This is a genomic window from Vibrio nigripulchritudo ATCC 27043 (genome assembly GCF_000222685.1).
Taxonomy (GTDB): Bacteria; Pseudomonadota; Gammaproteobacteria; order Enterobacterales; family Vibrionaceae; genus Vibrio; species Vibrio nigripulchritudo.
In genome coordinates this window covers 12,971-36,133 of the sequence record NZ_AFWJ01000223.1, presented here as the reverse complement: position 1 = coordinate 36,133, position 23,163 = coordinate 12,971, and the positions used below count along the sequence as shown (strand labels likewise).

At 46.9% G+C, this 23,163-nt stretch carries 19 protein-coding genes; 16 read left to right on the top strand and 3 right to left on the bottom strand.

The genetic code is table 11. The features are described from left to right. Positions 1–1,698 (bottom strand): ABC transporter substrate-binding protein, encoded by a 1,698-nt coding sequence (locus RH89_RS15605; RefSeq protein ID WP_004403986.1) that lies wholly within the window; start codon positions 1,696–1,698, stop codon positions 1–3. A 124-nt stretch (positions 1,699–1,822) separates the two neighbouring features. Here RH89_RS15605 and RH89_RS15600 point away from each other — a divergent pair, with 124 nt between their 5' ends. Beyond that, entirely contained in the window at positions 1,823–2,077 is a 255-nt protein-coding gene (locus RH89_RS15600) for a hypothetical protein (RefSeq protein WP_004403985.1), read from the top strand. A 181-nt stretch (positions 2,078–2,258) separates the two neighbouring features. Here RH89_RS15600 and RH89_RS15595 read toward each other — a convergent pair whose 3' ends face one another. Further along, complete coding sequence (locus RH89_RS15595; protein WP_004403984.1) at positions 2,259–2,456, bottom strand: PA3496 family putative envelope integrity protein; 198 nt, start codon at positions 2,454–2,456, stop codon at positions 2,259–2,261. 435 nt (positions 2,457–2,891) lie between these two features. Between RH89_RS15595 and RH89_RS15590 the strand changes: the two genes are divergently transcribed. Genes RH89_RS15590 through RH89_RS15580 form a run of 3 tightly spaced genes read left to right on the top strand, consistent with a single transcriptional unit; the run spans position 2,892 to position 5,118 of the window. Further along, positions 2,892–3,743 (top strand): ABC transporter ATP-binding protein, encoded by an 852-nt coding sequence (locus RH89_RS15590; RefSeq protein WP_004403977.1) that lies wholly within the window; start codon positions 2,892–2,894, stop codon positions 3,741–3,743. Continuing rightward, positions 3,740–4,672: an ATP-binding cassette domain-containing protein gene (locus RH89_RS15585; protein ID WP_004403975.1), complete on the top strand. Its 933-nt coding sequence runs from the start codon at positions 3,740–3,742 to the stop codon at positions 4,670–4,672. Before RH89_RS15590 ends, RH89_RS15585 begins: the two co-directional genes overlap by 4 nt. Beyond that, positions 4,669–5,118, top strand: a complete 450-nt coding sequence (locus RH89_RS15580) for a hypothetical protein (RefSeq protein WP_004403974.1) — start codon at positions 4,669–4,671, stop codon at positions 5,116–5,118. The genes RH89_RS15585 and RH89_RS15580 overlap by 4 nt, the downstream gene beginning before the upstream one ends. Positions 5,119–5,551: 433 nt before the next feature. On the opposite strand, the gene RH89_RS15575 is transcribed toward RH89_RS15580, so the two are convergent. Then, positions 5,552–7,528 carry a replication initiator protein RctB domain-containing protein gene (locus RH89_RS15575; RefSeq protein ID WP_004403969.1) on the bottom strand — a complete coding sequence of 659 codons (1,977 nt, stop codon included), beginning with the start codon at positions 7,526–7,528 and terminating at the stop codon, positions 5,552–5,554. Positions 7,529–8,970: 1,442 nt separating this feature from the next. Between RH89_RS15575 and RH89_RS15565 the strand changes: the two genes are divergently transcribed. The 12 genes from RH89_RS15565 to RH89_RS15510 all read left to right on the top strand — a co-directional run bounded on the left by RH89_RS15565 (position 8,971) and on the right by RH89_RS15510 (position 23,149). After that, a complete protein-coding gene (locus RH89_RS15565) occupies positions 8,971–10,191 on the top strand; it encodes a ParA family protein (RefSeq protein ID WP_004403967.1) in 1,221 nt (406 codons plus the stop codon). Between the two features lie 3 nt (positions 10,192–10,194). Next, the gene (locus RH89_RS15560; RefSeq protein ID WP_004403966.1) at positions 10,195–11,169 is read left to right on the top strand and encodes a ParB/RepB/Spo0J family partition protein; all 975 of its coding nucleotides are present in this window, start codon (positions 10,195–10,197) and stop codon (positions 11,167–11,169) included. A 344-nt stretch (positions 11,170–11,513) separates the two neighbouring features. Next, positions 11,514–13,598, top strand: coding sequence for a tRNA(Met) cytidine acetyltransferase TmcA (locus RH89_RS15555; RefSeq protein ID WP_004403964.1), 2,085 nt, complete (start codon positions 11,514–11,516; stop codon positions 13,596–13,598). A gap of 419 nt (positions 13,599–14,017) precedes the next feature. Further along, a complete protein-coding gene (locus RH89_RS15550; protein WP_004403962.1) occupies positions 14,018–14,281 on the top strand; it encodes an STAS domain-containing protein in 264 nt (87 codons plus the stop codon). Positions 14,282–14,299: 18 nt separating this feature from the next. Continuing rightward, positions 14,300–14,659 (top strand): response regulator, encoded by a 360-nt coding sequence (locus tag RH89_RS15545; protein WP_004403961.1) that lies wholly within the window; start codon positions 14,300–14,302, stop codon positions 14,657–14,659. Between the two features lie 47 nt (positions 14,660–14,706). After that, positions 14,707–16,812 carry a chemotaxis protein CheA gene (locus RH89_RS15540; RefSeq protein WP_004403960.1) on the top strand — a complete coding sequence of 702 codons (2,106 nt, stop codon included), beginning with the start codon at positions 14,707–14,709 and terminating at the stop codon, positions 16,810–16,812. Between the two features lie 9 nt (positions 16,813–16,821). Next, positions 16,822–17,325, top strand: a complete 504-nt coding sequence (locus RH89_RS15535; protein ID WP_004403959.1) for a chemotaxis protein CheW — start codon at positions 16,822–16,824, stop codon at positions 17,323–17,325. A 3-nt stretch (positions 17,326–17,328) separates the two neighbouring features. Beyond that, positions 17,329–17,793: a chemotaxis protein CheW gene (locus RH89_RS15530; RefSeq protein ID WP_004403958.1), complete on the top strand. Its 465-nt coding sequence runs from the start codon at positions 17,329–17,331 to the stop codon at positions 17,791–17,793. Between the two features lie 11 nt (positions 17,794–17,804). Beyond that, positions 17,805–20,609: an aerotaxis transducer Aer2 gene (gene aer2, locus RH89_RS15525; RefSeq protein WP_425277038.1), complete on the top strand. Its 2,805-nt coding sequence runs from the start codon at positions 17,805–17,807 to the stop codon at positions 20,607–20,609. After that, complete coding sequence (locus RH89_RS15520) at positions 20,594–21,454, top strand: CheR family methyltransferase (RefSeq protein ID WP_004403956.1); 861 nt, start codon at positions 20,594–20,596, stop codon at positions 21,452–21,454. Before aer2 ends, RH89_RS15520 begins: the two co-directional genes overlap by 16 nt. A gap of 7 nt (positions 21,455–21,461) precedes the next feature. After that, positions 21,462–22,106 (top strand): chemotaxis protein CheD, encoded by a 645-nt coding sequence (locus tag RH89_RS15515; RefSeq protein WP_004403955.1) that lies wholly within the window; start codon positions 21,462–21,464, stop codon positions 22,104–22,106. Continuing rightward, complete coding sequence (locus RH89_RS15510; RefSeq protein ID WP_004403954.1) at positions 22,106–23,149, top strand: protein-glutamate methylesterase/protein-glutamine glutaminase; 1,044 nt, start codon at positions 22,106–22,108, stop codon at positions 23,147–23,149. Before RH89_RS15515 ends, RH89_RS15510 begins: the two co-directional genes overlap by 1 nt. Positions 23,150–23,163 lie beyond the last annotated feature (14 nt).

The following is a 23,163-nucleotide window of genomic DNA, read 5'->3' as shown; positions in this document are numbered from 1 at the left end:
TCAGCTCGGTTTGATCACTACCTGAGTAAAATCGATCCAGCCATTGGGAAGAAGCGATGTGGTGGTAAGCTTCTCGGATACATTGGTGTCCTGCCTGATATGCAAAATTGGCTGATACAGCCCTTTGTTAATCAGTGTTGTTTCTATATTTTCAAGCTGCCTTAAACGCTGCGCACTGGTGGGCAATTGCAAGGCCGTAACCACTTTCTGTTTCAGCCACTCCGAATTAGCAGTGGCAAAACACACCTTGCTGGAGCAGGTGCAAAGCAGCCAGAACATCCACGAAAGCTCGGTATCTTCATCAAACACTTCCCCACTTACAATGATATCTGCTTCCGACAACGTGGCTGCAGAGTCAAATTCCGGATACTCATAGATGGTAATTTCGCAGTCGATACCCAGATCAGTTAATCGCTGATGGACTTGTTCCGCAGCGGCAATGTGAACATTAAGTTGATAGGTCACTACACGTATGGGGGTTTTGGGTAGGCTAGCGGGTGAAGGGATTTCACCTTTCGGTACGGCTTTTTCAAAGATAGGTGAAGTGGTCATCCTCTCGGCATACGCCACTTCTTCGCCCCAGGTCACTTCTGGCAGAGGCAGAGTCTGGATAGCCTGTTGAAGCCATTTCCGATTGGCTCGTTTTTTCATCCAAGCGTGGCGATTAGGATTGAGCTGAGCGTAAATACACCCCGGTTCCCACTGCGTTTTCTCTTTAAATCCAGCTTTAGAGCGATGTTGAAGGTGAACGCCATGAACCATGTCGCTGTTGAGTTCAAAATCCTTCGCTTTGTCGCCCACATTCCATATCTCAACGCCATCAATCCAGGGACGAAAGCCGTGATAATGAGGAGAGGTTTTCAAAAGTGTGCGCCACTCTGTTTGCTCCACCAACATAAACGGACCAGACCCGACAATTTGGTCATTAACCGATTTGGCGATGCCCATCGCACTGGAAGAGACCAGTTTGGGTATCAAATTGGGCAGAGATTCGCTAATGAATTCAATACGCAGATCATCGTGTACCACGATGCAGTCGATAAACTGGTAGAGCGCTTTGGTCTGGTGGGGCGAATTCATCAGGCGTATATAGTGCTGCTTTATGTCTTCTGCCAGCAGCGGGCTGCCATCGTGAAACCGTAACCCTTTTCTGAGGTAGAACAGTACGCCCTGTTCGGTGTACTCCCAGAATTGAGCCAAGTCCCCCCTGAACTGCTGAGTATCACCATCCCAAGTCACCAGATAGGCATAAAGATGATTGGCAATATGGACTTCTGAGCGTCGCGATACGCCAATCGAATCCAAGTCATGAGTCCCGCGATAAAACGGCACTTGAAGAATATGCTCATCACCAGTCCCGGTTTGGTATTGCGAAACAAATGCCGCGATAAACTGATCGCGCTCTTTCGCCGGTATCAGGCTGATGGCTTCCTCAGTCTTGCCTTCCTTCATCAATCTTTTGGCGTAGCGTTCTACTCGCGCTGTGACCGATTTCAGCAATATGGCTTTAGGTAAGTTACCCCGCCCTACTCCCGGCTTCCAACCGATAGCCTCTTCTTCGACCAACCGCTTGATCACTAACTGCGCATTGCGTCGGGTACAGACCAACGCTTGAGTGATGTCATCCAAAGACAGGCTTGTCCACTCTTCTCGGACTAACGTATCGCGAAAGTACGCTAATGCTCTCCAATAACGCATAAAGGTGAAATCCTTTTAATTTATTTCCATTTTTCTTCATCTTTTAATCTCGATAATAAATGAATCAGTTAGAGAGAAAAAGTACAAAAAAAGCAGGCCAGTATAGGTAAGAAGGAAGGTGTGTATGAGTCAGTCTATTTACATTCGTTTGGCGTTTTGGCTAGTGAAAGCAGAGCTAAAAAGAGAAGAAAAAACCTGGAAGAGAGAAGTAAGAAAAGATTACTTCAGTATCCCTTGGCAAAATCCTCATATGCTGAAAGATATAGGCTTTGAATCTGATGGACGAACTGTTGGACACGATGAGCCGCCAAAAGTGATCGCTGAGCGGCGCATCCGAATTCTGAAAAAACTGGCTGAAACAGGGGAAACGCAGAAGTAAGCGTGATTGAGTTTACAGTGTAAATTTTCAATCGGTTAGGTAGGAAGATCTACTTATTTATTGCTGTGAAGAATTAACTTACCAAAACATACAGAACATGAACCCATAAAACCCAAGATCAGATCCAAATAAACAAAGGCAGAGGAATTCCCCTGCCCTAACTTGCGGGTGTGTACTGATACTAGTGAAGTAAGCCCAGTTCTTCAGCTTCTTCCAGTGTCAGCCCACTCTCTTTGATTTCGCGAAGCATTTCAATCCGACGACGTGCTTCCGCTGATTTACGCTTGTTAGCCGATTTGGCTTCTGTGACTTCATCCTTAAAGTCCCATTTCTCCGCCATCTTTGACATCTCAGAATGATCGATAGAATTAATGGACATAATTGCCTCCAAAAAACCTCATAAATCCGGGGACACCTAATCTGTAGCAAAGCCATTTGAGCTTGTTAAGATAATTCGATACGGAATGTGACCAGCTCAGAATTTCCTAAAATATATCACTGCGTTTACAATTATTACTTTGATAAATTGGTTGTAGGTGATTAGATTTAGAAGATTACTCTCTAGGAAAAGTGATCAGATTTTTCCTACATTTCTACTCAAATTATTCCGTATATCGTAAGCATTCTTCTGACGAATTTATCGATAAAGCCTTTTGATAACTGACTCAATCCACAACTTGAACTGAGTCGCATTTTCCTCAAATTCACCCCCGTATATTCATGACATTCATCACCCTTTTTCGACCGACTTATTTTTTAATGAAAAATTATGGGTAATGATAATTCATATCATTTCTATTCTGGAAAAGCTGTTATGAGTGAGTCAAAACATCCTCAGGCGTTTCACCCTGAGCCAATTCTTCAGATACGTGGCCTTTGTGTCGATTACATTACCGATAACGGTGACTTTAACGCGGTGAAATCCGTCAGTTTCGATATTGGTAAAGGTGAGATTTTCGGTCTGGCAGGCGAATCAGGTTGTGGTAAAAGCACCATTGCATTCGCAATCAACCGTCTGCATAAAGCGCCAGCGTTCATTTCCGGAGGTCAAATCTGGTTTAAAGAACGCGACATTCTGCGCTTGTCTGATGAAGATTTGAGAGTACTTCGCTGGAGCGAAATCGCCATGGTATTCCAAAGTGCGATGAACTCTCTGAACCCTGTTTTGACCATCGAAGAACAGTTTTCTGATGTGTTGCGCCACCACAAAGGCTGCACAGATGCGGAAGCCAAAGAGCGCGCTGAAAAGCTGCTTGATCTGGTGAACATTCCTCGTCACCGCCTGAGCGAGTACCCTCACCAGTTCAGTGGTGGTATGCGTCAGCGTCTGGTTATTGCGATTGCCCTATCACTAAACCCGGACATGATCATCATGGACGAGCCGACCACCGCGCTTGATGTTGTGGTTCAACGTGAAATTCTGCAGCAGATTTATCAGCTTCGTGAAGAGTTTGGTTTCTCGGTTCTGTTCATCACCCACGACCTTGCTCTGATGAGCCAGCTTTGTGACCGTATTGCGGTTATGCGCCACGGTGAACTGGTTGAAGTCAACACCTCGACTGAAATCCGCAATAACCCGCAACATCCATATACTCAGAAGCTTTGGGCTTCATTCCCAAACATTCACGAAGCACGTCATAAGAAAGAGCAAGGAGAGCCAGTATGAGCGAACCAATCATTACGTTGAACAACGTTACTAAGGAGTTCAACATTGGCGGCGGCTTTGCGAAAGTTGAGACGTTCAAGGCGCTTCAGGGTGTGAGCTTCAACCTGCATAAAGGGAAAACTCTGGCACTCGTTGGCGAATCTGGTTGTGGTAAAAGTACCTGTGCGCGTCTGATCACTAAGGTTTACCCTGCAACTGAGGGAGAAATTCTCTACCGTGGCAGAAACATCAACGACATCCAGAGCCGCAAAGATGTGCTTGATTACCGCAGTAAAGTGCAGATGGTTTTCCAGGACCCGTTTGGTTCACTTAACCCAACGCACACCATTGAGCACCACCTGACGCGCCCAATTAAGATTCACAAGCAAATTGCAGACAAATCTAAGATTCCAGCGAGATTGCAGGAGCTGTTGGATCTGGTTGAGCTACCAGCAGAAACCCTGAAAAAATTCCCGCACGAATTAAGTGGCGGTCAGAGACAGCGTGTTAATCTGGCACGTGCACTGGCGGTAGGCGCTGAAATGATTCTGGCAGATGAACCTACATCGATGCTGGATGTTTCGATTCGTCTTGGCGTACTGAACCTGATGCAGCGCATGAAAGAAGAGCTTGGCATTGGCTTCCTATACATTACTCACGATCTGGCGACGGCACACTACATCGCTGAAGAAACCGCAGTGATGTACAAAGGTCAGATCGTAGAATGGGGTGACACGCATTCGATCCTAACGAATCCGCAGCATCCGTACACCAAACTGCTGATTTCTGCAGTGCCAGATCCGGATCTTCCGTTTGGCAACCTTGTTCACTCCGAACCAAATTACTCTCAGGATGCCGATAAGATCCGCGCAACCAGCGGTATTTTGCAGCCAATGTACGATCAGGTGGGTGATAACCACTTTGTTAGGCAGTGGACTAACGCTGCATGATAACGCTGGAAGCCTGGCAGGAAAAAGTGTCAGATTGGTACCAGTCCGGGAAGCATGATCAAGTGGAGTCGCTGATTCCACTTCTTCATCAGCCACCAGAAGCCGTTTGGGGTCCTTTAATCACCGATGAGCAAAGTAAGGCGATAGCTTGCTGGCTAGACGGATGTTTGAGGGTCTTTCAATACTACAAAAGGCAGGAACTTCCCCAGAAAGGCTATGAATATCTGAACTTTGCCTATGCCAGACTCCAGGCAGTCTCATGCAATCCAGAAGCAGAAATTGATTTGAAACACTGGTGTCTAAAACGACTCGACCACCTGATTGTGGTGATGCTTGAACAGTGTAACCAGCTTGGCTGGACGGAAGAGTCACAAAAGCAGATTCAGTGTCATGTAGAGTTCATGTCTCAACAGCAGCAAGGCATGAACCTCCCTAACGGCTTGTAATCTAAGCACAAGCCGGCTGCCCTTCTAAATTCTTCCCGCCTCAATCTACGATCATGCTTCCGCGCCTTGATCATCTTTCCGAATTCAGACGCATGATCATCACGACAACCTTGATCATGTTTCCGGTTGTTCGACTCTTCACTGACCTAGTGCAAAACCACAAACATGCTGAAGAAGCATTTGGATAAGTTGGTCAGAACCTCATACAACAGACAAAAAAATAGCAGGTTTTTCAACCTGCTAAAGTAATTCATTGTTTGAATGAACAATTGAGCCATTTATTAATTCATTAGAAATAAACAACATTGTTGCTATCTCAGGGCGCAGAATAAATGGCATGTTGTTCGTTCATGTCAGAGAACTGTCAAAGTTATCAAAAAGTAAATTTTCAAGATTGGCGGCTCTAACTTCCTGAAAACCTTTACTACTCAGACTATTGCCCGGTGGCGACTTCATCGAGCGTTCGCATCACCAGTTCGTCGATATGCCCTTCGAAAACTTGCTTACACACTTTCTTGCGCACCGCGAGTCCTCTGATCAGTTTTTCGATAGAGAGGTGATTCACTTCCCGCTGCCCGTTAAACAGCTCGATTGTCTTGCTGAGCACTTCATATGGCACCACATCTTCTCCGACTCTGAGCCAGTCGAGCTTCTCTACGAGCTCCTGGCACTCTTCTCGGATAGATCCCGGAGAATGTCCGGTCATTGCGGAAAGAGCCGTTATACTGCGTTCCAGAGCCTCTGGAGAGGTATATTTGGATAGAGTGATCGTCAATTCGTCCGCATTGATCTCAACAAGGTGCTTTCTCAGCTTCACCCGACGCCCTAATCGCCCTTTCGGAGAGGCGGGTTTTCGCTGGATCGGTTCAAACTCTCCGTCGATGATCTCTGCGAGCTCTTCCAGTTTCTGTTTGGACACCATTTCGTGGCGAAGCGGGTTAGGCAGCGTCGGTGCCATATTGCGTTTGCCTGCATTGGTGGTGCGGGCACGAGAGTAACGAAGCACTTCTTCCACATCGCATTTGATATCGAGCTGGTAGTCCACCACTTTGGACTTTTCTTCGATATTGGTGACCGTGATGTGGTAGCCCCACAGGTTCACCACAAACATGTCTTCGGTCCCCTTCCCTTCCGACAGGCGTTTCAGCTCGCGCATCAGATCCATCGAGAAACGACGCCATTCGATGTTACGCGCCAGCTTCAGATTCAGCTCGCTGAGCAGCATGGTATCCGTAAATCGACGGGACATACGGCTTCGGAAGAAAGAATACAGCTGGAAAACCAGCGTATGCTGACGAAGAATTTCCGGTGGAAACAGGAAGAAATAATCGCGCGTGAGCAGCTCTTCGTAGAAGGATGGTTCCCAAACCAGGATGTACAGGTTTGGTTTTATGCGTATTTCGCCCGCAGCGTCCTCTGAAGGTGCTTCTTCCGACGCAGTAATGGTTCTGGCCAGAAAACGGAAACGATCGCTCTTGAAGCCTTCTGGCATGTTCTCGCTCATCCATCGACCAGTCAGCTCATGCAACTGGAAATCGGTAAATTCGATCCTGTCGATACTTTCGCGGATCGAGTCGCGGGCAGGACCGCTGTCTTTCTTGCCCCGAAGCGCAAGAATGTCCGTGATGTAGAGCGGCGTTTTGTTCGGAACCTGCTTCGCGTTGATCTGGTAATCTTCCTGATGATGTTCGTGATACTGAACGGTCAGCGTAAACAGGGCAAACAGCGTCATGAGATCGTCCACTGTCATGATATTTTTTGATGATCGTGTTTCGATCACCGCCCGGCTACCCGAGATCGAGACCATGGATTTCTGGTAATTTTTGCGGGTTCTGGGCGGCGCGAGCGCCTGATCAATAATGCCTGCCCAGTTGGTCGGCGACACTACAAACTGTTCCGATTCGTCTTTCATTGCCGGCGGAGTATTCAACCCGTGTTCATTCAGCAACCGACGGTTAACCTGAGTTTGTGCCAGCGCTTTGGAACGCTTCTGCTTTTCATTTTGCTTGCTGGATTCTGTCATCAGGCTGGTGGCACCGAGCACGGAAATCAGCTGGCTAGGATTGACAAAGGAATGCAGCATGGTTTTTCCAGCCAGTCCTTCTTCAAAACGAACCGGGGTTTGCTTAAACAGACCGATGTTTACCGCCGCCCTCAGCCGCTGCTGTATTGCTGCACGGGTTAATTTTCCGTCAGTGGCTTCAACCAGTTCGGTGGTAGAGACATATCCATCCTTGCTACTAAAACCGCGCAGCGAGATAAGATTCAGTAGTTCAACAATACTCTTAGTGACGCCTTTGAAGTGCTGATATTGTTCGATCCAGTCAACAATTTGTTCGTTAACTAAAAACAGATGTCCATCTTTATGGGTTCTTGGATGCTTGATTAAGATCTTTTCGTCAGACGTCATTTGTTATCCGTGGTCGCTTGACCGTAATTTTGCTATTTTTCCGAAAGATTAAAGAAAAAAAATCATAAATAAAGAAAAAATTATGGCTCTTAAAAAACTGATCTTTATGATTTATTTGATCTAAAGTGATTAAGTGATCTTATGATCTGGCTGTAAAGGCGCTTGTAACTCATTGAATAAAAGAAAGTTATTTTTTTAGCCTTCAGAAGCATGATCATGTAAATCCCGAAACGATGATCAATAAGTTCTTGAAAGCATGATCAAAAATACTCGAAACAATGATCATCATCAGATCGAATCCATGATCAAGACAACTCCGAAACCATGATCAAAGACACCTCACAAGTTATCCACACTTCCCTTTGTTTACTTCTGCATCAATTGATTTACTACCCGGAAAAATGATCAAGAGAACGGATACTTTCATGTGTCCATCACGCCAATTTACAATCGGATAGACAGCCATACCGCCCGTCTACGCTTAGTTTTCCACAGACAGAGCTCATTGAAGCATGATCAAGGAGATGTCGATGGCAATAAATGTCAGTTGGATTACAGTTAATTGACCAGTTCTGACTGTTGACCAATCAGTGATGCCTTATTCAATCTACACTTCCCGTAAACTGGGCGATAATTCTCATGCTTCCGACAGAAGAATACAACTTGATCATTGATCCGAATTGGATCTGTGTGAACTGGTTGGCAAAGCGATCGAATTTACACTCATAAACCCCATGATCATTCTTCCGACTTGACCAAATTCGACTGGAAAGATGATCAAGAGCCTCTACCTTGATCATCTTTCCGTAAATCAAACATTGCATTGAAAGAGTTCGGTCTGAATTTGAAATCCTGAGCGCTGTAAATTCGAATGACAGCGACCGTAATTTAGAAGTGTTGAATAATCGTTCCGTTGAAAATAGGAGCGTTGAGCAAGATACATCCCATGTTTAAGGGAGGTATTTTTTCCGCAATGATATCCTGCAGAGCCCCCTACCTTTTGATCGACTACCTCTGCCGAGTGAGATTTCACGAATTTGATAGTAGCTTAAGGTCAGTTTGCATAAACATCTGAAGATTTTTGTTTAATCTAAATTGAGACCAAGGCTCATTCTTTGATAGATAGCTTTTCGCTTTTTGAGGTTCATGGAATAGGATTGAGTTTGGGTGAAGAGATTATCAAATTTTCACTTCGATGAAGGTTACAGATAAATATATCGTTTACACTGTAAATAAGTGATGCTGTAACATTTTAAATCTGTGTGACTTCGTGAAACTTTACAGGAAAGATTTAAGTCACTACTTTGTCAAAATTTCAGGTAATTAGTCAATTTGACTTAATTTAATGTGAGGTTGCTCAGAAGTATCTGTTCACCTTTTTATTGTTAAAGTTAGATATTGCTGTACAATGCAAAATAGTTAATTCGTTTGGATGCCTAATAATGAAACGAGAAAAAACAATAGAAAATTTAGTTGAGTTGGCGGATCAGACTCAACAAGTTCAAGCTGACCGTATTGAAATAGTCTTAGAAGAACGCAGCGATGAACATTTTCCTCCTATGTCAAAGGCATTAATGGAGACGCGCTCGGGTTTAACACGTCGTAAATTAGACGATGCAATCGGTAAGCTGGAAGAGCAAGGGCACCAATTTACAAAGAACAATGCCAACCATTACTCCATTTCTCTGCAAGAAGCTCACATGCTAATGGATGCGGCTGGCGTACCGAAATTTCATGAACGTAAGAAAAATGGCGACAACAAGCCATGGATCATCAACGTTCAGAACCAGAAGGGCGGTACGGGCAAATCAATGACGGCCGTGCACTTAGCCGCTTGCCTGGCGCTGAACTTGGATAAGCGTTACCGCATCTGTCTGATTGACCTTGATCCACAAGGCTCTTTGCGTCTGTTTCTGAACCCGCAAATCAGTGTCAGTGAGCACGACAACATCTATTCTGCTGTCGATATCATGTTGGACAATGTGCCGGATGGAGTAGAGGTTGATACGGAATTCCTCAACAAGAATGTCTTGCTTTCTACCCAATATCCGAACCTGAAAACCATTTCTGCATTCCCTGAAGATGCGATGTTTAACGCGGAGGCGTGGCAAAGCCTATCTCAGGATGCGTCTCTGGATATCGTTCGTCTGTTGAAAGAAAAGCTGATCGATAAGATTGCCAGCGAATTCGATATCGTGATGATTGATACAGGTCCGCACGTTGATCCCCTGGTGTGGAATGCTATGTATGCATCTAACGCGCTGCTCATCCCTTGTGCCGCGAAACGACTGGACTGGGCATCAACGGTTAACTTTTTCCAGCACCTTCCAACGGTATACGAAATGTTCCCGGAAGATTGGAAGGGGCTTGAGTTTGTGCGCCTAATGCCTACCATGTTTGAAGATGACAACAAAAAGCAAGTCTCAGTATTAACCGAAATGAATTACCTATTGGGTGAACAAGTGATGATGGCGACGATACCTCGAAGCCGTGCATTTGAAACCTGCGCAGATACCTATAGCACTGTCTTTGATCTTACGGTCGGGGATTTCGAAGGGGGTAAAAAGACCCTTCTAACCGCTCAGGATGCCGTTCAGAAGAGCGCATTAGAGCTTGAGCGTGTGTTGCATGGTCACTGGTCGTCACTCAATCAGGAGTCTTAATCTATGGCTATGAAAACTTCAGAATTAAACGCAAAACTGTTTGGCAAAGCCAACAAACGCCGTGCGACCTCCCCGCAAGAAGCGCAGACAGCCGCAAAAGACAAAGCCCAGTTCATTGAGCTTGCCGTGGCAGGGCAGGAACTGGTTTCTTTTGAGCTGGTTAAAGTCGCAGCCGATAAAGTGGCAACAGATACAGTTGTATTTGAACAAAACGCCCGTGAGCAGTCTTTCCTGAACCAGCACGCTTTGTCCGATATTCTGACTACGCTGGAAGAACGTGGTCAGCAGTACCCAGCCGTTGGTCGCCGCACTAAAGACGGAAAAATTGAAGTACTGGACGGCAGCCGTCGTCGTATGTCCTGTATCTTGGCGAAGAAAGACTTCCTGATTTACGTGGCTGAGAACATTGAGACAGAGCATGCGAAGTTCCTGTCTGATGTGGCAAACGCACATAAACCGCTTTCTTTGTACGAGCGTGGTCGTGAAATGCAGGCGAAACTGGATAACGGAGAAGCTGAAGACCAAAAAGCTCTGGCAACTATTTTCCAATGCAGCGAAGCGTTGGTCAGTGGAGCGCTGAAAGCGGCTGCTTTGCCACTTGAGCTACTTCGAGCTTATCCCAATGTTGGTGATCTGGGGCGTCCGACCATAGTGAAACTGCACAAGCAGTTCTTCCAGCTCACTGAGGGGCAGCAGAAATCTCTGCTGAAAAAATGCCACAGTAAGAATGGGTATGTTTGGGAAAACACCAGTACTCAAGGCGTGAGCCGGATTACTAAAGAAGTGACCGAGCAGCTCGAAGCCTGGATTGAAGAACTGGCACCAAGTAAAAAAGCCTCTGGTGCAGAGAAAGTCGACTTTATTAAAGGACGTGTCAGTTACGCCCGCAAGGGGAATGCTTTGTCCCTGAATATGAAGAAAGTGGACGACCAAACCATGGAAGACATACTCGCTTTCCTGAAACAAAAGCTTTCTTAAGCCATAAAAGCCGCAGCGATGCGGCTTTTTTATTGTTTTGCTTCCCGCCAACGTGCTCATCCCCTTGAGCTGAATTTACTCGATACCCAAGTGACCTCAATATGCAAGATTCAGAGCCCCATATTCTGTTTCAGTTCAAGTCAGTCTATTTCAAAATCAAGAACGCAACGAAATGACCAGTTCTTTTGACGATTGAAATAGGACAGAACATGAGCTCCCAAGGGCAAGTTTAACTGGCTTTCATACTGCGTTACCGATTCTTGATTTAGAACCACTAGATCTTCAAATCGGTGTCTTGTCTAAAAGCCAGTTAATTCTTGCTGAACCAAGCAACTTGAGATGACTTGGGTATTACTGCTACCATTCTTGCTGGTCGTTTTTTCTGGAGCCTTCCTTCTGTGGCGCACTCTGATTTTCTAGTACAGCTATCTCAAATCGCAAAGCACAACCGCCATCGATTTTTGGTCGAACTGGTGGGGGAGGAGAGTTGGTGTCAGGCGCAAGTCCGTGAATTTATCGACGTCGAATCGCCAAATCGGTCACTGAAGTTGGGCGGGGAAGAATGGCAAAACATCCCAACTAAGAATCATCAGTTCGGCACCAAAGTACTGGGTACGGAACTGACTCTACTGATATACGACTGTGCATCTGGTTTTGACGCTAATAGTTTTGCTGCCGCATGCGGAACCGTGGTTGGTGGCGGGATAGTGATATTACTCAACCAAAAACACCTCAATAAAGACGGTGGAAGTGAGTGGCTGGCATCCCATCTAGATGGTGAAATCTGTATCGAGCAAGATAAGACCTTGTCTGTTTTACCCATCAGAACATCCGAAAAAGTCGGCTCCTTACTTACTGATCAGCTAGCCGCCATAAAAGCCATTACCAAAGTGGTTTCTGGTCGAAGAAAACGCCCCCTAGTGATGACTGCTGACCGAGGTCGAGGGAAGTCTTCCTCTCTGGGAATGGCGTCTGCCGAATTGATGCGTTCGCGAAAGATGACAATAGTCGTCACTGCACCTGCAACCAAGGCTGTCGTTCCCGTGTTTGAACACGCCAATCAAACGCTTGGGCTTGGTCCAGGTACTTCCGGTTTTCTGATTGAAAACGAAGGGAGTACTCTGCGGTACGTTGCTCCCGATGACTTGCTTTTAACTAAGCCCGAATGCGACTTACTCATTGTGGACGAAGCTTCTGCGATTCCGGTACCGATGTTGATTGCTATGACAGAGCAATACCATCGCATGGTATTTTCAACCACGGTGCATGGCTATGAAGGATGCGGGCGCGGCTTCACTCTTAAATTCACTAAGTGGTTGCAGGAAAATCGGTCTGGCTGGCAATCTCTGCATCTCAATCAACCCATTCGATGGGCAGAGGATGATCCACTAGAAAGGTGGCTATTTGACGCCTTCTTACTTGATGCCGAAATAGAAGAAGTAGATTCAACTCTTGAGGAAGTGGTACTTAAGCGCATCGACAAAAAGGCGCTGACCCGAGATAAAAGCTTACTCAAGCGATGCTTTGGATTGTTGGTCAATGCGCATTATCAAACTTCACCCAATGACCTGTTTCAGTTACTAAGCGATTCATCCACTGATTTGTGGATGGCATGGCAAGGCAAACAATTGGTTAGTTGCTTATCTACAGTGAGGGAAGGGAATTTATCTTCTGACGTTATCGACGGCATTGTGACAGGAAAGCGTCGCCCAAAAGGGCATCTTGTTCCGTCTAGCCTGGCGAATCATTTAGGGGTCGATGATGCAGCCAAAGAGTCCAGTGTACGTGTTATGCGTATTGCCGTTCATCCCACTCTGCAAAGAAAAGGAGCTGGTAAAATCCTGCTGGAAAAGCTGGAAGAAGCACTAGAAAGTGAGGTGACTTATTTGTCCACCAGCTTTGGTGCGACAAAAGAGTTGCTGCAGTTCTGGTTAGCTTGTGGGTATCTTCCTTTACGAGTGGGAAGCAGTCGAGATCAAGCGAGTGGTGCTCACTCGGTGATCATGGTGCGAACACTAAAAACCAGCGATTGGTACTGCGTTGCGAAACAGTATTGGGAGGCCAACTTTTTCTCTCAGCTTTCAGGCGAACTGAAAACCCTCGAACCCTGGATTGTCGAACCCTTGGTACAAACATTTTCTTTACCTTCGAACTCATTAAATGCGCATGAACTGCAAATGCTTCAGCGTTACGCTCAAGGTGGAAATGGTGCAGAATCTTCTGCTGTACTGTTGGCAAAGCTGACAATGATGGCTTTGAAGTCTGGCTTTGGGGAGGCAGCTTATCCGCTTGTTGCCAAATTCCTGCAACAGCAAAGCTGGTCCGAAGTGGTTGCTGGTTTCGGTTTTTCTGGGAGAAAGTCGCTAGAGAAATATATCCGCGAACAAGTGGCTGAAATCTTGGTGAATTTACACTGTAAATTTGACTAAAAACGAGTCTCTCTTTCAATTTGAGTAAATGAGTCATTTTCCCCATCTATCAGCATTTAGTGCTTCGAATCCCAATCTGAAATTTACAGTGTAAATTCAATAACATTTGATAATTATTTCAGACCACTATCTCAAAACAATGTAAAAAATATGCTGCACAATAACAGCCTTTTTGAGCTGAATTGATATAAATGTCGACAATCGAAATGAATTTGTGTAATCGATTTATAAGGTTGTTTTTTAAGAGACTTTAATCTCATCAATGTGAATTTCTTCACTTCAATTTTTTATTTGTAGCTCATCAGGTAGCAGTTCCAACTGAGCTGTTCTGACATTTTTATTGTTGATAATCAAAGAATCCCTCCTACACTCAATTTATACGTCAACTCCGCTAATGGCTAGGTCGCAGGGATGGACATATGGAATGTCAATTAGAAGAATCCTTAGAGATTGGTAACGTCCTGAATATCAAAAACGAGTATCAACAGTGGCTCGACACCAATGAAGAGCTAGTGATTGATGCCTCCTCCGTAGTCAGAGTTGACGCTGCAGGTTTGCAGGCGTTGGCATCTCTTTTCTTTAGCGCCAAGCAGGCAAACACCGAGATAAAACTTATCAATGCTTCTGATGAATTTCAGGAAAGTATTAAGTTACTCGACTTACAAAGTGTGTTTGAAAATTAAGGAATTGAGGGGACTTTTATGACTAAGATTCTCGCTGTCGATGACTCTGTATCGATCCGTCAAATGGTTAGCCACACTTTAAAGGACGCTGGCTATGAGGTCGAAACGGCTAACGACGGAAGTGATGCCCTTAAAAAAGCGAAGATGACAAAGTTCGATGTTGTGATATCGGACGTGAACATGCCCGTGATGGGCGGATTTGAGCTGGTACGTGCCATTCGTGGCAATCCTCAATATAAATTTATCCCTATCCTGATGCTGACAACGGAAACCAGTATGGAGAAGAAACAGGAAGGGAAATCTGCTGGTGCAACAGGGTGGCTGGTTAAACCATTTAACCCTGAAACATTATTAAAAACATTGAAACGCGTGATTTAAGCGTTCGCTCCGGCAGAGCCGCTAGGCAGATTACAGGTAGGTGACCCATGGCTTTAGACATGAACCAACTTCGTAAGATGTTTTACGAAGAGTGTCGTGAAAACTTAGAAGTGCTAGAAACTGTATTGCTGGATTTGGATCCGGATAACGTTGATCTGGAAACCATCAATACGATATTTCGAGCGGCGCATTCAATAAAGGGAGGCGCTGCCACTTTTAATTTGCTGGATATCAGCGAATTCACACACAATGTTGAGGCCTATCTGGACGAAGTCCGAAACGGTCAAATGACGTTAACCCGCCACAGTGTCGACATACTGTTGAAAAGTGGCGACTGCATCACCGAGATGCTTGAAGGCTATGAAAATGAAACGGAAGTAGAATCCGCGCTCAAAGATGAAGTCAATAAAGCACTGGCTGCACTACTAGACACACAAGGCGACACCAACGCCGATTCCTCTGCTCCACCTTCAGAACATGTTGAAGCCCCTGATTCCGGCAATGGCTCCGATACCGCCAAATGGCTGGTTTCCTTTATTCCCCATACAGATTTGTTCTTCAGCGGTAATGACCCGCTTCGTATTATCGGGGAAATTAAAGAGCTGGACCCAGATTGCGACATCGTCTGTAACATGGCGAATTTACCGGAACTGAGCGAACTAGAACCAGAACTGTGCTATCTGAACTGGCGCATGACGATTTCTGGTGAAGTGGCAGAAGAAGACATTCGAGAAATATTTGAGTGGGTGGAAGACCAATGTGATTTAGACGTGCAGCGCGAACAAACCGAAGGAGAAAACGTTGCGCAGCCATCATCTGAAACTGAACAAGCAGAAACAGTACCGCAAGAGCCACAACCACAAAGTGCCGCGGTGCCTGTTCCAGAAACAAAACCAAAAGACAACAAAAAGCCCGCAGCAGCAGGAAAGCCCGCGAAGTCAGAGTCGAGTGTAAGTTCCATTCGGGTCGACATCGACAAAGTCGACAGCCTGATCAACTTAGTAGGTGAGCTGGTCATCACTCAGTCTATGCTGACGGAGATCGGAAACGACTTTACCGTGGATAAGCTAGAGAAGCTCAAATCCGGTCTCGACCAGTTACTTCAAAACAGCAAAGACCTGCAGGAAAACGTCCTCAATATTCGCATGTTGCCCATGAGTTTTGCTTTCAGCCGTTTCCCTCGTTTAGTTCGGGATTTGTCTGGTCGTCTTGGTAAACAGGTGGATTTGCAAATCAAAGGGGAAAACACAGAGCTCGACAAAACCGTTCTGGAACGGATCGTTGACCCGCTTGTTCACTTAGTCAGAAATGGCATCGACCATGGTCTCGAATTGCCGGATGAACGACGTGAAAATGGCAAGCCAGAAATGGGTGTCATCGAGCTTAATGCGTTCCATCAGGGGGGCTCCATTATCATCGAAGTGAAAGATGATGGTGCTGGTATCAACTGTGACAAGTTATGGAAAAAAGCGCAGGACAAAGGTGTGTTGCCACCTGATGCACGCCGAGAAGAAATGACCGATAAGCAGATTGTTAATTTGATTTTTGCGCCCGGTTTTTCTACCGCAGAAGAAGTCTCGGATATTTCAGGTCGTGGCGTCGGTATGGACGTGGTGAGAAGAAACATCGAAGAGCTGGGCGGACACATCGAAGTGGAATCTCAGCTAGGCACCGGAAGTACATTCACCATCAGCTTACCTCTCACGTTAGCCATTCTGGACGGCCAGCTCGTCAAAGTGGCGGGCGAAGTTTACGTTATTCCGCTGCTTACCATTATTGAATCCATTCAGATTGATACCCAGTGCGTTAAGCACGCTGCCGGTGGGGTTGAGTTGTACCGCCTGCGAGAGGAAAACATTCCCGTACTCCGACTGCACGAAGAATTTGAGATGGGAGAAAGCGGGGAACTCGAAGGGCGCATTCTGTGCTTGGTCGAGGCAGCAGGGAATCGTGTCGGGTTATTGATTGACGAACTTTTGGATCAGCAACAAGTGGTGATTAAGAGTCTGGAGTCTAATTACAGCAAAGTGGCAGGCATATCAGGAGCGACGATATTAGGTGACGGCTCTGTGTCTCTGATACTGGATATTCAAGGTCTGATTACTTCATTTCTGAATCGGCAGTCAGACAGCAAGGGCGGCATCGCAGCCTAGGGAGCAACCGTGAGCGAAGCACTTCAAGTTGTGGAAGGGGAAACCATCGCAGACAGCGAAATCAGTGAAAACGCCGATTTCCTAAGTTTTTGTCTGGCGGGCGAACTATACGGAATCGACATACGCGATGTTGAAGAAATCCGCGTATGGGAGCGTCCGACTCCGATCCCCCGTTCTCCGGACTTTGTCAAAGGCGTGATTAACCTTCGAGGTATGATCGTTCCCGTCATCGATTTGAGAGTCCGGTTTGGCATTGGCGACTGTGCGTACCTGCCAACAACCGTGGTGCTGGTGCTTCGTTGTGCGAGTGGAGAAAGTGAACGTCTGATGGGGCTCGTGGTAGATGCGGTCTCCGATGTGGTCAGCCAGGGGGATAAAGAGCTGACGCCCGCACTGGGGGATTCGGTGGTGACACCATTCACCGTAGGGCTACTGAATGTGGAAGAGCAGGTGATGTCCTTACTGGATACCGATGAGCTGCTCAACATGGAAACGATATTAAAGGCAGGGTGAGTCATGGCAGTACAAGAATTCCTGAGTTTTATTTTAAACGAAGAAGAATATGCCGTTCCCATTCTGGATGTGAAAGAAGTGCGTGGCTGGAGCAAGGTGAGAACTGTGCCCAACGCGCCTAGCTACCTTAATGGCGTGCTGGAAATCCGTGGGGAATATGTCCCGATTGTGGATTTGAGAAAACGCTTTCAGCTAGAACCTGCCGTGATTAACGCAACCACCGTTGTGATTGTTTTGAATGATACACATGGACAGCCACTTGGCATCATTGTGGACGCGGTGTCGGAAGTGTACGCACTTGATACCGACGACATAAAACCAGCGCCCAATATGTCGCTAACAGTGGACAAGAACTTCATCGTCGGCATTGTGCCAGCTAATGAAGGGCATGTGATTCTCATTAACCTGGAAGCTCTATTTAATGTCGCAGAGCTCAATAACTTATCAGAAGAAAAAGCGCTCATGTGAGAGGTGAAGTGATGTCATTTTGGAATAGAAAAACAAAAAGCGCGGAGCAGTTTGAAGCTCCCTCCCAAGATAGCCTGATGGGCGAGACTAACTCCGCTGCGGGAGCCGTCAGTACAGAGCAACTGCTGTCTGCTCTGGATACGGCGCAAACCGCGTTAATGATGATAGATCGCGACTTTAATATTACCTACGTAAACAAACGGTCGCTGGAACTGCTCCAATTACATGAACAATTGTTCCAGACGGTTTGGCCAAATTTCCAGGCTAATGAAGACTTTCTGATCGGGAACTGCATTGATGGCTTCCATACCAATCCTTCTCACCAGAGACAGATGCTGGCAGACCCCAACAATATGCCTTACACCACCACCATCGATGTTAAAGGTGTATTGCTGGAACTGAACGTGGGCGCCATTCGAGACAGGAAAGGCAATTACACGGGCAATACCCTTGAGTGGGAAGATGTAACCGAAAAACGTGTACAGGAATCCAACATCTCGAGGCTGCAATCTGCGGTCGACCAAGCTCAGACAGCCATGGTCATGATCAATCGGGATTTTGAAATCACCTATGCCAATGGCGAAACCATGGCACTGTTCAAAAAGCACGAAGCCAAGTTCAGAACCGTATGGTCGGACTTTTCCGCACGAGAAGACTGGCTGATGGGGCGCTGTATTGATGGTTTCCATCAGGACCCAAGCCATCAGCGTAAGCTACTGGATAATCCTGCCAACTTGCCGTACAGCACCGACATCGATATTGCAGACCTAAAAATCGAACTGAATGTCGCTGCCATCAGAGACGCTCAGGGTAACTACATTGGCAACACGCTGGAATGGAGTGATGTCACAGAGCAGAGAAAGCAAGCCACTGAGATTGCCAGACTGAGCGCCGCGGTGCATCAGGCGCAAACAGCCATGGTGATGATTGACCGAGACTTCCTGATTACCTATGCCAATCAGGAAACCCTAGACCTGTTTAAAAAGCACGAAGCGACGATGCGAACCGTATGGCACGACTTTACGGCATCGGAAGAGTGGCTGATGGGGCGCTGTATTGACGGTTTCCATAAAGACCCAGCCCACCAGCGCAAGATGCTGGATAACCCAAATAACTTACCTTACCAGACCGATATCACCATCGCCGATCTCAAGATAGAACTGAACGTTGCGGCGATCAGAGATGCCGAGGGTAACTATGTCGGGAACACTCTTGAGTGGAAAGATGTGACAGAAGAGCGAGCCAAAGAAGCCGAGATTGGGCGTCTGGCGTCGGCAGTCGAAGGCATGACGACGAACCTAATGATGGCCGACCAAAACGGCATCATTCAATACTTAAATCCGGCTCTTCACAAGCTCCTATCTAGCCGCGAAAGCGATCTGAAAAAGGTGCTGCCCGGTTTTGATGCCAGCAAACTGATCGGACAGAACATTGATGTCTTCCATAAGAACCCGGCTCATCAGCGAGGCATCATTTCCAATCCGGATAACCTGCCGTTCTCCTCGGATATTAAAGTCGGGGTACTGGAGTTTAACCTCACCTGTATTGCGATGCGGGATGCGGAAGGCAATTACATGGGACCCGCGCTTCAGTGGGAAGACATCACGGAACAACAAGACGGTCAGCGACAGGTTGAGTCACTGATTCAAAAAGCCATTAATGGTGATTTGAAAGAGCGTATTGATACCAGTGCTTACAGTGGCTTTATGTCTGAACTGGGTGACGGCATTAACAACTTGCTGGATGCCATTGTTGCACCTCTTGGTCAGTGCATCGACGTGATGAGTCAGGTGGCAGATGGCAACTTGAACTCCAATATGTCGGACGATAATGAAGGGGAGTTCGGGCGTCTGGCAGAAGCGGTGAACACCTCGATTGTGAATCTTCGCAATATGGTGGATCAAATCACCACTTCTTCTGCTCGCGTTGCTACGGCTTCGACAGAAATTGCGGAAGGCAATAACGATTTGAGTCAGCGTGTAGAAGCTCAGGCTTCGAATCTGGAACAAACCGCGGCCAGCATGGAAGAGATGACAACCACTGTCCGACAAAACGCTGAAAACGCGAAAGGGGCAAATGACTTATCCGATGATGCCGCGAAGAAAGCAGGCAAAGGCGGAGAAGTGGTCGGCCAGGCTGTTGCAGCAATGGCTGAGATTAACAGTGCAAGTAAGAAGATATCCGACATCATCGGTGTGATTGATGAAATTGCATTCCAGACCAACCTACTGGCACTGAACGCCGCAGTAGAGGCGGCCAGAGCCGGAGAGCAGGGGCGTGGATTCGCCGTTGTGGCGGGTGAAGTCCGTAATCTGGCACAGCGCAGTGCCGCCGCAGCGAAAGAGATCAAAGGGCTGATTAACGACAGCGTTGAGAAAGTCGATGAGGGTTCCCGTTTAGTGGATGAATCGGGCGAAACCTTGAATGAGATTGTGGATGCCGTGGCTAAAGTATCCGAACTCATCACACAGATAGCGCAATCCAGCCAGGAGCAGGCGACAGGTATTGATGAAATCAGCCGAGCCGTCGCCACCATGGATGAGATGACCCAGCAGAATGCATCACTGGTAGAAGAAACCTCAGCAGCCAGTCAGTCTTTGAAAGACGAAGGGAAAGAGCTGCTTAACCTGATGAATTTCTTCACCACCGACAACAATGTGCAAACCATATCCAAACGAGACAACAGTGGAAGTGCGAAACCAGCAAGCAACATCAGTGAAATTCGTAATGCGCCGGCACCGATCGCACCGCCAAGCCAAGCTGTTAACTCAGGGATACAGTTGAGTGAGGACGGCGACGAATGGGAAGAGTTCTAAGCCAGGCTGAACCACAAAGTCCGCTAGAAGGCAGAGAATTTGAACTAACGGAACAGGACTTTAAATACATTCAATATTTTGTCCATAAGAGTGTGGGGATATACCTGTCGGACAAAAAGAAAGCCATGGTTTATGGGCGAATCAGCCGTTTGCTGCGTGAACATGGCTTTCAACGGTTCAGTCAGTATCGGGAGTTACTGGAAAGCAGCGATTCCGAGCGAGTGAATTTTATCAACAACCTGACCACCAATAAAACGCACTTTTTCAGGGAATACCATCATTTTGAATACCTTGAAAACGTCATGATTCCAAAGTGGTTCAATGAACGAAAAACACAATTAAAAATTTGGTCCGCGGGGTGCTCAACAGGGGAAGAACCCTACAGCTACCTTGCCATGCTACAAAAAATGCAGGTTTTTGATCGCATTGATACCGTGAGAGTGCTTGCCACGGATCTGGATACCAACGTGTTGGCGCATGCCCGCAAAGGGGTATACAGCGACGAAGCCATAAAAACAATCCCAAGCGAATACCTCAAAGGGGCATTTGTGAAGGGAAAAGGTCGCATGACCGGAAATATAAAAATAAAACGTCAGTTACAGCAACATCTTACTTTCAACCAGCTGAATTTATTGGCTGATTGGCCCATGAATCAACAATTTGATGTCATCTCTTGCCGCAACGTCATGATCTATTTCGACAAGCCCACTCAAGAGACGCTCATCCGACGATTCTACGAACATCTTGCCGACGATGGTGTGTTGTTTATTGGTCACTCCGAGAGTGTTGGAAATTGTACTGATCTCTTCCGGCATCTTGGACACACCATATACGTTAAACAGTGAGGCAGGAATGAAGCAACTTCAGGCAAAAAAGCCCGATCAGACAAACCAGCAGTTTGCACGCTTTTATCACCAACAAAAGAAAGTGCACATGGTGAAAGTACTGCCCGGCGGCGTGTATACCAGCCGTGAGCCTGAAGTGATTTGCACCGGACTGGGTTCGTGCATTGCTGCATGCATGTGGGACCCACATGCCTTCGTTGGAGGAATGAACCACTTTCTGTTGCCCTTTGACAGCAAATACGAAATTGAGCACTGGCACCCGACAGAAATCATTTCAACCGCTTCACGCTATGGCAATAACGCAATGGAAATGTTGATCAACCAGTTATTGGCAGGAGGAGCAGTAAGAGAGCGAATTCGCCTTAAGCTGTTTGGTGGCGCACAGATGATGGGAAAGACGGCACTGATAGGGGACAAGAACATAGAATTTGCTCTTAATTACGCCAGACAGGAAGGGTTTGAGATCGATGCGCAGGATCTGGGGGGCATGATTCCCAGAAAAGTCATGTTCGATCCTCTGAGCGGTCAGGCGTGGGTGAAGCGCATTCGCTTTACTGAAGTGGACAAAGTGAAACGCCGAGAAGCGGCATACGCCAAAGAACTGGATATTGAGAGCCACCGTCCACACGATGATGATGCGGAGCTATTCTAATGAATAATAAACTAAAAGTAATGATCGTTGATGACTCCCCGGTATTCAGAGCACTGCTGACCGAGATCGTCGAATCGGATCCTCAGCTTACCGTAGTGGCAACGGCGGAAAACCCTTATGAAGCAAGAGATCTGATCAAGCAGCACAATCCGGATGTGCTGACGCTGGACATTGAAATGCCCAAAATGAATGGCGTCCAGTTTCTTAAAAATCTTATGCGACTGCGTCCCATGCCTGTCGTCATGATTTCCACGCTTACCCAGCACGGAGCAGACATAACGCTGGAGGCTCTGGAAATTGGTGCCGTGGACTACTTCCCCAAACCTGCCGTGGAAAACACCGCTGAAATGATTCACTACAAACAGATGGTGAACGCCAAAATCAAAATGGCGGCGGGGGCAAACGTCAAGCAGGGGCATAGCAGTCAGCAGGCGGAAAAGCAGGCGAAAGTGAAGCAAAAGAGCAAACAGTTCGACCTGATTGCCATCGGTGCGTCAACAGGAGGCACCGAAGCGGTCCGCTCTGTGTTGTCAGCATTGCCATCCAACCTTCCTCCTATCGTGATTACTCAGCATATCAGTGCCATGTTTACGCCTTCTTTCGCTCAACGTCTGGACGCGGCGAGCGAAATAACAGTGCGGGATCTGGCGGTGGACTCTGCTCCTCTGGTCAATGGCTGTGCCTACGTAGCACCGGGTGACAAGCATATGGTGATTGTGAAGCGTGGTGGATGTCTGTATTGCGAGCTGGACGATCGTCCTCCCGTTAACCGGCACAAACCTTCGGTAGATGTCATGTTTGATGCTGTGGCTGAGACGCTTGGTGATCGGGCTATTGGCGTCATCCTTACCGGAATGGGGCAGGATGGAGCTGAAGGCATGCTGAATATGAAAAATGCCGGAGCATTTACGATTGCGCAGGATGAGCAATCTTCAGTGGTTTGGGGAATGCCACGTGTCGCGGTAGAAGTCGGGGCGGTTGAGAAAGTGGTATCGCTCAACAGAGTACCAAGGTTGATTTGTGACACCTTGTTTTCGACCTAAGCGCTTCTGAACTT